This is a genomic window from Mangrovibacter phragmitis (assembly GCF_001655675.1).
In the GTDB taxonomy this organism is placed as follows: domain Bacteria; phylum Pseudomonadota; class Gammaproteobacteria; order Enterobacterales; family Enterobacteriaceae; genus Mangrovibacter; species Mangrovibacter phragmitis.
Window position 1 is genome coordinate 76,726 of record NZ_LYRP01000002.1, and the last position, 15,325, is coordinate 92,050.

Genomic DNA, 15,325 nt, shown 5'->3' on the forward strand with positions numbered 1-15,325 from the left:
CCTTATTTAAACTGTTTGAGGAAACGTAAATCGTTTTCGAAGAATGAACGCAAGTCAGTTACGCCATAGCGCAACATGGTCAAACGTTCCATCCCCATGCCGAACGCGAAGCCGGAATAGACTTCTGGATCAATACCCACATTCCGTAAAACGTTCGGGTGCACCATGCCGCAACCCAGCACTTCAAGCCATTTACCATTTTTCCCCATTACATCCACTTCCGCAGAAGGTTCAGTGAACGGGAAGTAAGACGGGCGGAAACGGATTTGCAGGTCTTCCTCAAAAAAGTTACGCAAGAAATCATGCAGCGTACCTTTCAGATTGGTAAAGCTGATGTTCTTATCGACAATCAACCCTTCCATTTGGTGGAACATCGGCGTGTGAGTCTGATCGTAATCATTACGGTATACACGGCCAGGCGCAATGATACGAATCGGCGGTTGTTGGTTTTCCATAGTACGGATCTGCACACCAGATGTTTGTGTACGCAACAGACGTCTTGCATCAAACCAGAAAGTGTCGTGGTCAGCACGTGCCGGGTGGTGGCCCGGAATGTTCAGGGCATCGAAGTTGTGGTAGTCATCTTCAATTTCCGGGCCGGTTGCCACGGTAAAGCCCAGCTCACCGAAGAAACTTTCAATGCGGTCAATCGTGCGCGTTACCGGATGCAGCCCACCATTTTCAATACGCCGCCCCGGTAAGGTCACATCAATAGTTTCTGCGGCCAGGCGGGCATTTAATGCTTCGCTTTCCAGAAAATCTTTGCGTGCATTAAGTGCCTGCTGAACCTGTTCTTTGGCTTCGTTGATTACCGCACCAGCTGCAGGGCGTTCTTCGGGGGGAAGTTCACGCAGGGTTGTCATTTGGAGGGTCAGGTGCCCTTTCTTGCCCAGATATTCAACGCGTACATTATCTAACGCGGCGACATCCTGGGCATCGTTTATGGCTGCCTTTGCACTTGCAACCAGCTCTGCGAGATGTGGCATGGTATTCCTCTTGTGCCGGCACAATTGCCGGAGTAGTTAGTCTCGGTTCGAAAACGACAAGCCTTAGCCTTTGTTTACCCGGCCATCATAATGCTGCTCAAAAGTCTGGCAAAGGGGCCGGGAAAGGTAAAAAAAAAGCCTCCATCTGGAGGCTTTTAGCGCTTATTTTCCGTTTCTTTTCTTACGCGCAAAGCCCCCCTGAATCAGGCGCTAAAGTAAAAAAAGAAGCGGAAAATAGCAGCATTCATGCTTGCAGTTACCTTTTTAGTCAGGTGTAACGGTTCTATTCAACTGATTTTGTTGCGAAATGTCAATCCTGTTTGCAACAAATGAAAAGAGGGAGCATATGCTCCCTCTCCATCTGGCTTACGCCAGAGCTGCTTTCGCTTTTTCAACCAGTGCAGTGAATGCCACTTTGTCGAATACAGCGATATCAGCCAGGATCTTACGGTCGATTTCAACAGAAGCCTTTTTCAGGCCATTGATGAATTTGCTGTAAGAAATACCGTTCTGACGTGCTGCTGCGTTGATACGTGCAATCCACAGTTGACGGAACTGACGCTTTTTCTGACGACGGTCACGATAAGCGTACTGACCAGCTTTGATAACAGCCTGGAAGGCAACGCGGTATACGCGAGAACGCGCACCGTAGTAACCTTTAGCTTGTTTCAAAATTTTCTTATGACGTGCACGTGCAATCACACCACGTTTTACGCGAGCCATGGCTCTCTCCTGTATCTATATTCTGTAAGCCCGGTTGGCGTATTTACTCAGCCAGACTAATTCTCTTCCTGCAGACTCTTGTCTGAACAGACCGGGAATCAGTAACTGTTACCGGAAAATACCAACCTGTTGGGCGATAAAAGTTTAAAGTTAACGACTTATGCGTACGGCAGGCACGCAATTACCAGACCCAGATCGCCTTTAGAAACCATGGCTTTCGGACGCAGGTGACGTTTACGTTTGGTCGCTTTTTTAGTCAGAATATGACGCAGGTTAGCGTGCTTATGCTTAAAGCCACCTTTACCGGTTTTTTTGAAGCGCTTAGCAGCACCGCGTACGGTCTTAATTTTTGGCATTTTTTTACTTCCACTTCGCATTGTTAATAAATGAAACAAAGGCGAACCGGGCCAGCGGAGCAAGCTCTACCGGCCTGGTTACTTGGTAGCCTACTGTTTCTTCTTCGGCGCAAGCACCATAATCATCTGACGGCCTTCGATCTTCGTAGGGAAGGATTCGACTACTGCCAGTTCATTCAGATCGTCTTTCACGCGATTAAGCACTTCCATACCGATCTGTTGGTGTGCCATTTCACGCCCACGGAAACGCAGGGTGATTTTGGCTTTGTCGCCATCTTCGAGAAAGCGAATCAGGCTGCGGAGTTTTACCTGATAGTCACCTTCATCAGTACCAGGACGGAATTTAATTTCCTTAACCTGGATAACTTTCTGCTTTTTCTTCTGTTCCTTAGAAGACTTACTCTTTTCATAGAGGAATTTACCGTAATCCATAATACGGCAAACTGGCGGCTCGGCGTTAGGGCTGATCTCTACTAAGTCGGCTCCGGCTTCTTCAGCTTTTTCCAGAGCTTCTCTCAGACTCACTACACCAATCTGCTCGCCATCAATGTCTGTTAAGCGAACTTCCTGAGCGCGAATCTCGCCATTAATACGATTCGGACGCGCCGTTTGAACTCGTTTTCCGCCTTTAATACCTTATTCCTCCATTTGATGAAGACTGCGGCTGCGAATTTCTTGTTGCAGCTTCTCGATCACTTCATTTACGTCCAGACTGCCAAGGTCTTTACCACGGCGGGTACGAACGGCCACTTTGCCAGCTTCGACCTCTTTATCACCGCAGACCAACATATAGGGCACCCGACGTAAAGTGTGCTCGCGGATTTTAAAGCCAATCTTCTCGTTTCTCAAGTCTGCTTTTACACGAATGCCCGCATTTTGCAATTTTCGGGTCAATTCGTTCACATATTCTGCCTGTCCGTCAGTAATATTCATAACGACAACCTGAACAGGAGCCAGCCAGGTTGGGAAGAAACCGGCGAACTCTTCGGTCAGAATACCAATAAAGCGTTCCATTGAACCCAGAATTGCACGGTGAATCATAACCGGCACCTGGCGTTCGTTATTTTCACCCACGTAAGATGCACTCAAACGAGACGGCAAAGAGAAGTCCAGTTGGACAGTACCACATTGCCATGCACGATCGAGACAATCGTACAGAGTAAATTCAATTTTCGGCCCGTAAAACGCGCCTTCACCCGGTTGATACTCGAACGGGATATTATTTTCTTCAAGTGCCACAGCAAGGTCTGCTTCAGCACGGTCCCACATTTCATCAGTACCAATGCGTTTATCAGGGCGAGTAGACAGCTTAACAACGATTTTTTCAAAACCGAAGGTGCTGTACATATCGTAGACCATGCGAATACAGCTGTTTACTTCATCACGCACCTGCTCTTCTGTACAGAAGATATGCGCATCATCCTGAGTAAAGCCACGCACACGCATCAGTCCATGAAGCGCACCGGAAGGCTCATTACGGTGGCAACTACCAAACTCAGCCATACGCAACGGCAAATCACGGTAAGATTTTAAACCCTGATTAAAAATTTGCACATGACCCGGGCAGTTCATTGGCTTAATGCAATATTCACGGTTCTCTGAAGAAGTGGTGAACATGGCATCTTTATAGTTGTCCCAGTGCCCGGTTTTTTCCCACAGCACACGGTCCATCATAAATGGCCCTTTCACTTCCTGATACTGGTACTCTTTCAACTTGGAGCGAACAAAAGTTTCCAGTTCACGGAAGACCGTCCAGCCGTCATTATGCCAGAACACCATACCTGGTGCTTCTTCCTGCATATGATACAGGTCCAGTTGCTTACCAATTTTACGGTGGTCCCGTTTTGCTGCTTCTTCCAGGCGTTGCAGATAAGAATTTAATTGTTTCTTATCTGGCCAGGCAGTGCCGTAAATACGTTGCAACATTTTATTATTGCTGTCGCCACGCCAGTATGCACCTGCCGTTTTCATCAATTTAAAATAGTGACAGAAACGCATATTTGGCACATGTGGCCCACGGCACATGTCAATATATTCTTCATGATGATAAAGCCCAGGTCTGTCATCATGACTGATATTCTCATCAAGAATCGCGACTTTGTAGCTTTCGCCGCGTTCAACAAATGCCTGGCGTGCTTCTGCCCATGACACTTTTTTCTTAATGACGTCGTAATTCTTCTCTGCCAGCTCGTGCATACGCTTTTCCAGCTGGTCAATATCTTCCTGAGTCAGGGTGTGGTCCAGGTCAACATCATAGTAGAAACCATTGTCAATTACCGGACCAATAGCCATTTTTGTTTTAGGCCATAATTGCTTGATGGCATGCCCCAATAAGTGAGCACAAGAGTGGCGAATGATTTCCAACCCTTCAGCATCTTTTGCGGTAATGATAGCCAGGGTTGCGTCGCTTTCAATCAAATCACACGCATCAACCAGTTCACCATTTACCCGCCCGGCAACACAGGCTTTCGCCAGCCCTGGACCGATATCCAGCGCAACATCCAGTGGACTTACAGCATGGTCAAAACTACGTTGACTGCCATCAGGAAGCGTAATTACAGGCATTCTAATTCCTTAATTTGCAGTGGTGACCCACACGAAAGATCACATACAAAATCATATTTAACATATTTATCAACAGATTACACAGGGATTCTCGCTTCACTCTGCGGAATGTGTACATTTCAGTGAACAAATTACCAAATGTAGCCTGTGGGCAATTGATAAGCTCGCCCCGAATAGTACACGCTTTGAGGTCAATCAACCATGTTTTCCTTTGGTTTCAATCTTCATCGCGCAATCCATCAATAAGATAGCAGCACAGACTCCCGGATGTTGACATTGAGTTTTGTGCTGCACCGCTCTTTTTCGAATCTGGCGTTTATCGCGACCACATTAGAGGTTCGGTAATCCCCCCGAAAAACCAGTGCATGCATAAAGTTAAGAATGTAGTTGTGGGGCCAGAAGCCAGGCATTAAGCCACTAAACGCAAAAAAACCGCGCAAACGAGGTTTCTGAACTAATAAGCGTTGCGTCTCTGTGACGCTCCTATAACAGTACACCATCATTTTCAGAACACGTTAGCATCCTTTCTTAAATTAAAAATTAGCATTCCCCATTATCGTAGACTGAAAATGGAGTACCTTGTATAAATATATTTAAAGAAAAGCAAACCATCCATAAAAGTCATTGTCTAACCAGTAGATACATAATCTTTCAGGAATTTTCCTTATGACATTAATGCTTGTTGCTGGCACCTTAGCCGCTATTTTGTTAACTATAGTTGGTGTTATTCAGCTCTGGATAGGTGTGTCAAATAATCCGGATAAATTCTGATGAGGTCCAGAAAGGAAAATTTATTATATTAAAAATATTATTGCATTTCATCGTGGCCACGCAAAAAGTCATAGAAGCATCCAAAAAAAACCACTGATTTTATCAGTGGCCTGCGTAACCAACTCTTTAAATTTTCCAGCAAGTTCTTATGATATATTCTAAATCAGAGCAGAAGATCGACCGCAATGACAATTTCGTCCGGATTCAACTCTCTATCTGTAGCAATGCATATTTTTTTATGGTCACCAGTGATTGAATGAATTCCTGCAACCATGATGTCAAGCTCAACCGCCTCACCAGATACACACTCACATAATATCGTCTTTTCTGGAGCAGTGACATTAACAACTTTTACTGGTTGATTGTCAAAAAAAACCAACACATCTTTCATATATTTTCCCCATCAATGAACAGACAAAAATGCTCACACTCGAAGGGTTTTAAACCGGACGTCAATGTCAGGCCCATAATTTGCCTTCATGACCTGTCTTTCACTAAGCTAAGAACAGGACTTGCAGCCTTAAAAAAATAATCTGCATTTTTTATCATTACAGATTTACAAAACACACACGTTGCACCGTAAGGATTTTTTTCTGTTATATTCAGCAATGACACTCGGTATTGTGATCCATGACACTTTGGGCAACGAAAGTGTATTTTTGGCATCAATTTTGAGACATTCTTAAATCACCTCCACATTAGATGCGGCGAGGCCTCTGGCTCCATTCTCAAGAATGAATCTAACATCCTGATTTTCAAACAATGTCTTATAATCACTTCCCTGAATAGCTGAGTAATGGACAAAAACATCCTTACTTCCATCCGCTGGAGAAATGAAGCCAAACCCTTTTTCCGGGTTGAACCATTTAACTTTACCAGTCATTGTAGTAGACATAATTAATTACCTTTTCAATATGATTACCTTGCGGCATGACAGTCTGACTACAGATGAAAGCAAATCAACGTGTGAAGCTCAAAAAAGAGATATCGAGAGGACACTTAGAGATAAGAATATTTCACTTAAAAACCAGCAAAAAGTATCTGCAAATCAAACCAGACATTCATTAACACACAATCTATCCTTCATTGCAAACCTTAATTTAATGGCAGTTAAAATGGTAAAATCAGAAAAAAGTCAACAAAAATTTAACTGCATAAAAAGAAAACTCATGGCACTGATAGTTATAGTAAAAAATCGTCGTAATAAATGTTCTTAGGGAAAAAGGCACAAATTCACAGGTGTTTTTTGACAGCGTTTTTTATTTCATCATAAGACAACTCCCGGTCAGATGCGACATGTACAATTTTTTGTTCGAATCCCGGTTCTGACACACTTACTGACATAATTTTTAAAGATACTCCTTCTCCATTGGGATAAGAACGTCGAATTGTTGAAACCCCACTCATTACTGAAAGAGCAACCACAGGCTCATGGTTGAAGAAAACCATCACCTTTTTCATTACACAGTCCACTTCATCGATTAAAAATCAACCGTATCACATCCATTGCCTGATTACCTGTCGTAATACACTCGCATGCAGACTATTGACCTGTTTATTACTTACTACTGACATATATTGTTTTTTATGTCCGCTTTCGACATAAACCTGCCCACCGAAGACAGGCTGGCAAAAATAAATTTCTGAGTCAGATATTCAAAACTCGATATCCATATCCAACCTGACATTCAGCATTGACAGGCAACCATCTACAAACCCTTCAGCCATCTGTAACTCGGCACAGATCAGCTTTTCATCTTTTTCCTCATCCGGGCAAGCCGCCTTTTGGGGATACCATAAAAATAGTGCATTATTACCAAGTGTGTTCGTCCGGCCGTTTTTCTTTCAACCGGCAAAGACAGCTCTCGATAATCAGTCCAACGTTATCACTGCATGACAACCGCATTTCACCCTTCTGAGTGAATATTTCTTCATCCTCAAGCAAGGGACGCAATGAAACTAATCCATTTACTCGATAAAACAGATATCTTCCATTTAACGGGAAGCTATAGATAACTGCTGTACCGGCCCTTCTGACCACGTCATACCATTGATCATCTACATTAAAGGCGTAGGAACCGCACACTATTTCCCCCGAAGCGACATATTGACGCAGTTAACATTTGGCGGGAACAGCCAGGGGAACGCAAACAGCGATACTCTTCGTAACTGCTCCAGTGAAGTTCACTCGATTAATAAAATCTCTGGTCGGCTCTTTTCCTGGTTTCCTGCAAAAGATGTTCATCCTTTATATTCTACCCCGTCAAAACGACCTGGCCGTTAAGCCTCGGAAGTAACCCTGGTCCAGGTTTTGCTATGATTTTTTCTGGAAGTTTCTTCATCAGATCAATAGGTAACTCATTTTTCATTATTCCCTCTCACAACAAACTACTGCATGAAAATACAGTAAAATTATAAAGTCTGGTTTTGGCAGAAGTTGTATGAAAGACCACGGAACAATGGTCGTTTACACGCGTCTGAAGCTTCCTCGATATTGCAGGGGCGTGACGCTGATTCGCCGCTGAAAAGCACTACGCATCTGATCGGGGCCGGAAAAACCACAGTCGAAAGCGATTGTTTTGAGGGGTAACTCAGTAGATTCAAGCAGGTTTCGGGCCTGATCCAGACGTATTCCTTCCACATATTCATGCGGTGTGACGCCCAATTCTGTTACGAAGAGACGCGCAATGCTGCGCGGACTGACACCACCAATATCCGCCAACCGCTCAACCGGAAAGGATTCTCCCATGTGCTCCATAACATAGGTTTGTACCTTTCCCAGCGGAGTTTCAGAGGCGCGTCCAGCGACAAGCAGCGGGCTGAACTGGGATTGGCCACCCTGCCGTTGTGCCACAACGACAAGTGCCTTGGCACATGCAAGCGATATGGCCTGCCCATAATCTTCTCCAACCAAAGCGAGGCTAAGGTCAATGCCTGCAGTCACACCGGCGGAGGTCACCAGCCGACCGTCGCGCGCATGGATTCGATCATGCTCGACCCGCGCTGAGGGGAACTGACTTGCAAGCTGCTCCGAACAAAGCCAATGGGTCGTGACAGTTCGCCCATCGAGAAGGCCGGCATGACCCAGAGCGAAAGCGCCAGTGCAAATCGAGCCATATCTTTGCGCCGCAACACCCCACTGCCTTAGCCACTCTGACATGGCGGCGTCGGGAAGAGTGGTAGGAAGATGCGGGCCACCTGCCACCAGAACTGTGTGAAAAGATTGCCCGGCCTGATCGAACGTGAAGTCAGCAACCATCCACATTCCGTTGGAGCTGCGCAGACGCTGTGTGCTGGCCGCCACCAGGACACAGTGGTAATGGTCCTCTTCGGGCAAAAAGCCATTAGCCGTTGTGAACACATCGAGCGGACCGGCAACGTCGAGCGCCTGAACGCCTTCGAAAATGACAAGTGCAACTTCTTTCTTTGCCATCAGGACCCTTTTACTTTTGTCAAAAATGATCCGAGGTTCTGGTAACTAACCCGCTAAAACTGCCTTTGGCAGTTTATCACAGACACTTGGCAGCTTTCAGCGTAGCAATGCGATTGCTGCCAGGCTCAGTTGCCGTGATGATGAGTAGGTAGGCTATAAGGCCTTCTTCGAAAACCAACCTACACAACAGGAAACATATTTTGACAAGCCTTCACTACGCAGCGCAGGCGATTCACGGTATCGTCGTTCCCGACAGTACCCTGGCCCGCGCCATCACTGAGTTTGTACGCGACACTGAAACAGAATTGCTTTTCAATCATTCGAGCCGGGTCTACTTTTTCGGGGCCATCGCCGGGCAGCTACGTGGCCTGAACGCCAATCCAGAGCTGCTGTATGCCGCTACGATGTTTCACGATATTGGCCTGATGCCATCTTATAGTAGCACCGAACTTCGCTTCGAAGTCGATGGCGCGAATGCCGCCCGTGACTTCTTGCAAAGCTACAGGCTTGATCCGGCCGACATTGAAAAAGTGTGGACTGGCATTGCGCTGCACACCACACCGGGTATACCGGAATTCATGGACCCGGTGATCGCCCTGACGACCGCTGGCGTCGAAATGGATGTACTGGGTCTTACTTATGACCGCTTTTCCGCTGAAATCCGAGAGGCCGTGGTCGCAGCCTATCCCCGCACACCAGATTTCAAAGAAGATATCATCCAGGCCTTTTACGACGGCATCAAGCATAAGCCCGCTACCACCTTTGGCAACGTCAAGGCAGACGTGATCGCCGACAAAGAACCGCATTCCCATCGCGGTAATTTCTGCTCCCTCATCCGATGCTCACATTGGCACGGCTAATAGTCTTTCCCGTCAAATCCATTATTACCAAAGGAGAAATATCATGAGTTCTATTAACATCATCCTTGTTCACGGTGCCTGGGCTGATGGCTCCAGCTGGGCCAAAGTCATTCCACTGCTGAGAGACAAAGGTATGACTGTCGCAGCCGTCCAACTCCCGCTTACCAGTTTCGATGCCGATGTCGCGACGGTTAGCCGTGCAATTGCGCTCGCGCAGGGGGATGTCGTTCTGGTTGGGCACAGCTATGCCGGTGCAGTGATCGGGCAGGCAGGCAACGCACCAAAGGTGAAACGGCTTGTCTATATCGACGCATTTGCACCGGACGCAGGAGAATCGGCAGGATCACTCTTCGCCAAGTTTGAAGCCGCTCCTCTCAATAACGAAATCAGGCCCGACGCAGAAGGCTTCCTGTCGCTAACCCCCAAAGGTATTGCCACCCTGTTTGCACAAGATCTCGATCCCGCCGAGCAGACGATTCTGCATGCAACTCAGGGCCCGATCAATGGCGCCGCACTCGGCGGCACCTTGACACAGGCCGCATGGCGCAGTCGTCCTGGTTTCTATCTGATTGGCGAGAATGATTTGGCAATCCTGCCCGTTGAGCAGGAACGCATGGCCACGCGTATGAATGCAACGATCAAACGAGTCGCTTCCAGCCATGTTCCGATGTTGTCACATCCGCTTGTCGTGGCTGACTTCATCGCTCTGGCTGCTGCCGGATGTCAAGGTGATGGTAACATGCATAACGGTAGGTTGTTTCAGGAGTAATGTCATGCGTACCTCAGCATACGATATGCCGAATGTCATCGGCGTTTACATATCTAAGGATAATCCATGTATCAACCCCAGATTATTACCATTCCGATTTTACCCTTCGGTATGGTCAATGCTCATCTTATCCGCAGCGATGCTGGCTGCATACTCATCGACACGGGCATTCCCGGATCAGAGTTCAAGATCGGTAAGGTTCTTGCACAACATGGCCTGACGTTCCGCGACATTAATCTGATCGTCGTCACGCACGCCCATACCGACCACGCCGGCAGCGCCGTACACTTGCGCAAATTGTCAGGTGCGCCCATTCTTGCTCATCAGGACGACGCAGATTTTTATAGCCGCAAGGAACCGATGACGTATTGCACGACGAGTTGGGTCGGAAAATTGTTTCTCAAGACCCCAGTTCCGCATGAAGTGTATGAAGGTTTTATCCCTGACATCATGATGAACCACGGTAATGCGTTCAATCTACTCGATTTTGGAGTAGATGGTGTCGTGCGGCACACGGGGGGCCATACACCGGGATCAATTGCGGTAGAGCTATCCTCACAAGACATGATGGTCGGAGACCTGGTCGCCTCAGGCATTCTTATCGGTGGATTAATGATGAAGGGACGCGCAATCCGGCCACCGTTCGAAGATGACCCCGCCACTGTGTCGCGCGAACTGATTCGGATGGTGGAAAATGGCGGACTGCGTTTTCACATGGGTCACGGGGGGCCTTTGGCGGCTCGGGAGGTGCTGCGCCATGCTCAAGCTTTGGCGAGACTGGGAGGCAATTCATGCGCTTCAGGCAAATGTGGACACCAACATGATTAGTCAAATTTAGTGTCAAAACTGCTCAAGGCCGCGCCGAATAGCTGAATTTTCAGAAAAATCCGGCCAGGTAAACCAGGCCTTGTTCACTTCTGTGTATGGTGCTCATGGTTGCGATTCAGCAAATATTCTCTTAACCAACGCCCCGCCACCCCAGGTGGCGCATTTTTATTCCAGACCACATCAACAGACAGTGCTCTGGGCCAGCCCGCGACAGGTAATGCCACCAGTTTTCCTTCACCCGCGAACTCCTCCACCAGTGCACAGGGCAGCGCGCACCAGCCAAACCCCTGGACAGCCATACTCAACAGTAATAAATAGTTTGGTGCTGACCAAACAGGCCCACGCCCCGCGTTGTCACCTCTGTCGATATAAGTAGTGAGCCGTAACTCTCGCCAGGCATGTAACTCATCAAACACCAGGCTCTCACGTATTGCCAGTGGGTGTCCGGGAGCAGCATAAATCCCCATATAACTGAGTAAAGGCATACGGCTGGCACCAATAAAATTAGGATAATGCTCTCGTGCTTCCATCAAACCAATATGTGCTCTCTCTTTTTGCAATAAATCAATAACATCCTCGTTCTCACCAATCAGGCATTCAAATTCAGTATGAGGAAAGTGTTTGGCGAACCCGGCAAGTAAATTTTCAAGGACATCTGCATCCAGTGTGTCGGAGAGCACAAATGACAATTTTGCTTCCGTTTCTGCCACCAATGACACAGCGAGATCATCCAGTCTATTACTGGCGGCAAGGATAGCCTGCACATAGCTCAACACTTGCTCGCCCTGTTGTGTCAAAACTGGCTGTCTGGCAGAACGGTCGAATAACGTGATACCCAGGTCTGTTTCTAAATTTGCCACGGCAGAGCTGATTGTTGACTGGCTCTTTCGCAGACGCCGTGCCGCGGCAGAAAATGAACCTGCCGAGACGGTTTCGACAAAGGCAAGCAGGGCTTCCGGGGAATAACGCATAATGTATCGATTTTCCAGATGGTATCTATCTTTATTTTATCTTAAATATCGATAGTATCGCCAGTCATTACATCACACATTTGTGTTGATTACCGTAATGACAAGGACAATAGATATGAAAAAAGTCAATACCGTGCACCGAACTCTACCTGAACGATTACTGCACGCTATCTGTTTCGAAGGGTTAGCAACGGTAATACTCGCACCACTGGCAGCCTGGATAATGCAACGTGAACTGCTTGAAATGGGGATGCTTTCTCTGCTCCTGGCGACTGCAGCCATGCTGTGGAATATCCTTTATAACGCAGTATTTGATATTTTCGTACCCCATAATCAAACAGCCAGGACATTGAAAATACGCCTTATTCATGCATCAGGATTTGAAGGTGGTTTTCTGATAATAGGTGTTTCACTTGCTGCTTTTTTTCTCAGTACGACACTCCTGAACGCGTTTCTACTTGAGGTCGGTTTTTTACTTTTCTTTTTGCCCTATACACTTTTCTATAATTGGGGGTATGACACACTACGAGCTCGTTTTATCGGGCTGCGTGTGTAGCACACTCACTTACCAGTCGAGCCCGGGCCAGCCGGGCAGCACACAACGGTTATGGAATAAAGCCCCGCTGGCCCCCCAATCTCCATATAAGTAGTAATGTTCTGTCAGGTGTTCATTAGGGTAATTATCGAGGTAATAACATTGTAATATGCCAGGATGGGACTCTGCCTTATGGGCTGGCACGAAGATTAAAGCGATTTTTCCTCACCAAAAAATAGGACAGCTCAATCACTAATATCACAAAAATTGCAACAAACAGTGAATTATACTAATATAGACGGGCATCCTGGCTTTTTGTCAAACGGAGAAATCACCTAATTTTAACTTAACGGACTATAACCACTATGTCTCAGACTGAACTTAATACGGGTGTTCCCCGCAAGCAAATTAATCCGCCCGTTTTTTATATTTCTGCTGCACTCATCGTCATCGTAGTAGCTTTTGCAGCACTATTTCCTGAAATAGCCGATCAAAAATTTAAAGCACTACAACAACAAATATTCACCAATGCCAGTTGGTTTTATATTCTGACCGTCGCACTCATCCTCCTGACTGTAACCTTCCTTGGGTTATCCCGTTATGGCGGCATCAAGCTCGGGCCGGATCACGCATTACCTGATTTCAGCTACGTTTCCTGGTTCGCGATGTTGTTCTCCGCGGGTATGGGGATAGGTTTGATGTTTTTCGGTGTTGCCGAACCGGTAATGCACTACCTCTCACCTCCAGTAGGTACGCCTGAAACAGTGGAAGCCGCCAAAGAAGCAATGAGGCTTACATTCTTCCACTGGGGCCTGCATGCCTGGGCCATTTACGCCATTGTTGCACTCATTCTGGCATTCTTCAGTTATCGTCACGGGTTGCCATTGACCTTGCGCTCAGCACTCTACCCAATCATTGGCGAACGTATTTACGGCCCATTGGGGCATGCCGTTGATATTTTTGCCGTCATCGGTACAGTATTTGGTGTTTCCACCTCGCTCGGCTATGGCGTACTGCAGGTCAATGCCGGGATGCATCACCTGTTTGGTGTGCCTATAAATGAAACAACCCAGGTCATTCTGATTGTGGTTATTACCGCACTGGCAACAATCTCTGTTGTGTCCGGTCTGGATAAAGGCATCAGGATATTATCAGAGCTAAACCTCGGCCTTGCCGTGTTACTGCTGTTGCTTGTCGCTATTCTGGGCCCAACGGTTCTGTTGCTGAAATCCTTTGTTGAAAATACCGGGGGTTATCTTTCAGAAATAGTCAGTAAAACATTTAATCTGTATGCCTACGAGCCAAAATCCAGCAACTGGTTGGGTGGCTGGACCTTACTTTACTGGGGATGGTGGCTTTCCTGGTCGCCGTTTGTAGGCATGTTTATTGCCCGTGTTTCCCGTGGGCGAACCATTCGTGAGTTTGTAACTGGCGTGCTGTTTGTGCCCGCTGGCTTTACATTGATGTGGATGACATTTTTTGGGAACAGCGCCATTTATCTGATAAAAGATAAAGGAGCCCTGGACCTCGCCAATACCGTACAACAGGATGTGTCGCTCGCCCTGTTTAATTTTCTTGAGCATTTCCCATTTTCGACCGTACTGTCCTTTATTGCTATGGCTATGGTCGTCGTCTTCTTTGTCACATCAGCCGACTCCGGTGCAATGGTCGTTGATACACTGGCATCCGGCGGAGCAGAACGAACGCCTGTCTGGCAACGTATTTTCTGGGCCGCCGCCATGGGGATTGTCGCTATCGCACTGCTTTTAGCTGGCGGGTTAAGTGCATTACAAACAGTGACAATAGCCAGTGCCTTGCCCTTCTCAATTATCCTGCTGATTTCCATCTATGGGCTACTTAAAGCCTTGAGAGTGGATATCACCAAACGCGACAGCCAGACGTTGGCAACAATAGCACCGACTGCATCGCGTAACCCGATTCCGTGGCAGCGCAGGTTACGAAACATCTCTTATCTTCCTAAACGTTCTCAGGTCAAACGTTTCCTGGATGAAGTCATTCAGCCCGCCATGGTACTGGTTGAAGAAGAACTGGGTAAACAGGGCACACGGAGTGTTATTGATTCATCTTCTGACGACAGGCTGCATCTGGAAGTTGATTTAGGCGAAGCACTCAATTTCATCTATGAAGTCCGGTTACGCGGTTATAGCCAGCCAGCATTTGCCATGTCGGGCCTCGATAATGACAGTCAAAATGCTGAGCAACACCGTTATTATCGTGCTGAAGTTTACCTGAAAGAAGGTGGACAGGATTACGACCTGATGGGCTGGAACCAGGAGCAAATCATTCACGACATTCTTGATCAGTATGAAAAACACCTCCACTTCCTGCATTTAGTGCGCTAATGGGCAGGCCCCTTTACCCAATAGAGGGGCCTTATCTGATACGTTATGCCCTGCCCGTTTATATACCCAGGCGTTGCACCTCAAAAAATTAGCATCCCGTTTTACAGCTGAATCGGTCATATTAAAACAAGCCCATCAAAAATTAGATAGCCATCTCATTGAAAA

18 protein-coding genes, 1 pseudogene and 1 other annotated feature are annotated in these 15,325 nt (G+C 47.0%); of the genes and pseudogenes, 6 read left to right on the forward strand and 13 right to left on the reverse strand.

All coding sequences use genetic code 11. The annotated features are described in order from the left end of the window. Positions 1-2: 2 nt before the first annotated feature. The 6 genes from pheS to thrS all read right to left on the reverse strand — a co-directional run bounded on the left by pheS (position 3) and on the right by thrS (position 4,630). Complete coding sequence (pheS, locus tag A9B99_RS06075; RefSeq protein ID WP_064595678.1) at positions 3-986, reverse strand: phenylalanine--tRNA ligase subunit alpha; 984 nt, start codon at positions 984-986, stop codon at positions 3-5. Positions 987-1,114: 128 nt separating this feature from the next. Next, positions 1,115-1,239 (reverse strand) — a sequence feature (Phe leader region). Continuing rightward, positions 1,190-1,234: a pheST operon leader peptide PheM gene (gene pheM / locus A9B99_RS23785; protein WP_106120997.1), complete on the reverse strand. Its 45-nt coding sequence runs from the start codon at positions 1,232-1,234 to the stop codon at positions 1,190-1,192. Its footprint overlaps the feature before it by 45 nt. A gap of 113 nt (positions 1,240-1,352) precedes the next feature. Continuing rightward, positions 1,353-1,709, reverse strand: a complete 357-nt coding sequence (gene rplT, locus A9B99_RS06080) for a 50S ribosomal protein L20 (RefSeq protein WP_013366084.1) — start codon at positions 1,707-1,709, stop codon at positions 1,353-1,355. 158 nt (positions 1,710-1,867) lie between these two features. Beyond that, the gene (gene rpmI / locus A9B99_RS06085; RefSeq protein ID WP_001124225.1) at positions 1,868-2,065 is read right to left on the reverse strand and encodes a 50S ribosomal protein L35; all 198 of its coding nucleotides are present in this window, start codon (positions 2,063-2,065) and stop codon (positions 1,868-1,870) included. 90 nt (positions 2,066-2,155) lie between these two features. Beyond that, positions 2,156-2,698, reverse strand: a complete 543-nt coding sequence (gene infC / locus A9B99_RS06090; protein WP_072006946.1) for a translation initiation factor IF-3 — start codon at positions 2,696-2,698, stop codon at positions 2,156-2,158. Positions 2,699-2,701: 3 nt separating this feature from the next. Further along, complete coding sequence (thrS, locus tag A9B99_RS06095; protein ID WP_064595681.1) at positions 2,702-4,630, reverse strand: threonine--tRNA ligase; 1,929 nt, start codon at positions 4,628-4,630, stop codon at positions 2,702-2,704. A 675-nt stretch (positions 4,631-5,305) separates the two neighbouring features. On the opposite strand from thrS, the gene A9B99_RS24480 reads away from it, so the two are divergent. Further along, positions 5,306-5,401, forward strand: a complete 96-nt coding sequence (locus tag A9B99_RS24480) for a YnaM/YnfT family protein (protein WP_414855551.1) — start codon at positions 5,306-5,308, stop codon at positions 5,399-5,401. A gap of 163 nt (positions 5,402-5,564) precedes the next feature. Here A9B99_RS24480 and A9B99_RS06100 read toward each other — a convergent pair whose 3' ends face one another. From A9B99_RS06100 to A9B99_RS06115, 6 genes and pseudogenes are all read right to left on the reverse strand, one after another. Further along, positions 5,565-5,792, reverse strand: coding sequence for a hypothetical protein (locus A9B99_RS06100; protein ID WP_064595684.1), 228 nt, complete (start codon positions 5,790-5,792; stop codon positions 5,565-5,567). An 86-nt stretch (positions 5,793-5,878) separates the two neighbouring features. Beyond that, positions 5,879-6,070 carry a cold shock small protein YmcF gene (ymcF, locus tag A9B99_RS24130; protein WP_231889161.1) on the reverse strand — a complete coding sequence of 64 codons (192 nt, stop codon included), beginning with the start codon at positions 6,068-6,070 and terminating at the stop codon, positions 5,879-5,881. A 13-nt stretch (positions 6,071-6,083) separates the two neighbouring features. Next, positions 6,084-6,296 (reverse strand): cold-shock protein, encoded by a 213-nt coding sequence (locus A9B99_RS06105; RefSeq protein WP_064595686.1) that lies wholly within the window; start codon positions 6,294-6,296, stop codon positions 6,084-6,086. A 338-nt stretch (positions 6,297-6,634) separates the two neighbouring features. Then, complete coding sequence (locus A9B99_RS06110; protein WP_064595688.1) at positions 6,635-6,862, reverse strand: hypothetical protein; 228 nt, start codon at positions 6,860-6,862, stop codon at positions 6,635-6,637. Positions 6,863-7,057: 195 nt separating this feature from the next. After that, positions 7,058-7,310: pseudogene (locus A9B99_RS23565) on the reverse strand (antiterminator Q family protein); the annotation flags it as partial. 558 nt (positions 7,311-7,868) lie between these two features. After that, on the reverse strand, positions 7,869-8,834 hold the full coding sequence (locus A9B99_RS06115; RefSeq protein ID WP_064595690.1) for a GlxA family transcriptional regulator: 966 nt from the start codon (positions 8,832-8,834) through the stop codon (positions 7,869-7,871). A gap of 200 nt (positions 8,835-9,034) precedes the next feature. On the opposite strand from A9B99_RS06115, the gene A9B99_RS06120 reads away from it, so the two are divergent. The 3 genes from A9B99_RS06120 to A9B99_RS06130 all read left to right on the forward strand — a co-directional run bounded on the left by A9B99_RS06120 (position 9,035) and on the right by A9B99_RS06130 (position 11,291). Next, positions 9,035-9,694 carry an HD domain-containing protein gene (locus tag A9B99_RS06120; protein WP_064595692.1) on the forward strand — a complete coding sequence of 220 codons (660 nt, stop codon included), beginning with the start codon at positions 9,035-9,037 and terminating at the stop codon, positions 9,692-9,694. A 43-nt stretch (positions 9,695-9,737) separates the two neighbouring features. After that, positions 9,738-10,463, forward strand: coding sequence for an alpha/beta hydrolase (locus A9B99_RS06125; protein ID WP_064595694.1), 726 nt, complete (start codon positions 9,738-9,740; stop codon positions 10,461-10,463). 66 nt (positions 10,464-10,529) lie between these two features. Beyond that, a complete protein-coding gene (locus A9B99_RS06130) occupies positions 10,530-11,291 on the forward strand; it encodes an MBL fold metallo-hydrolase (RefSeq protein WP_064595696.1) in 762 nt (253 codons plus the stop codon). Between the two features lie 83 nt (positions 11,292-11,374). Here A9B99_RS06130 and A9B99_RS06135 read toward each other — a convergent pair whose 3' ends face one another. After that, positions 11,375-12,262 (reverse strand): LysR family transcriptional regulator, encoded by an 888-nt coding sequence (locus A9B99_RS06135; RefSeq protein ID WP_064595698.1) that lies wholly within the window; start codon positions 12,260-12,262, stop codon positions 11,375-11,377. A 115-nt stretch (positions 12,263-12,377) separates the two neighbouring features. Here A9B99_RS06135 and A9B99_RS06140 point away from each other — a divergent pair, with 115 nt between their 5' ends. Both A9B99_RS06140 and betT read left to right on the forward strand, forming a co-directional pair. Further along, positions 12,378-12,818 carry a multidrug/biocide efflux PACE transporter gene (locus A9B99_RS06140; protein ID WP_064595700.1) on the forward strand — a complete coding sequence of 147 codons (441 nt, stop codon included), beginning with the start codon at positions 12,378-12,380 and terminating at the stop codon, positions 12,816-12,818. 344 nt (positions 12,819-13,162) lie between these two features. Continuing rightward, positions 13,163-15,160, forward strand: a complete 1,998-nt coding sequence (betT, locus tag A9B99_RS06145; RefSeq protein ID WP_064595701.1) for a choline BCCT transporter BetT — start codon at positions 13,163-13,165, stop codon at positions 15,158-15,160. Positions 15,161-15,325 lie beyond the last annotated feature (165 nt).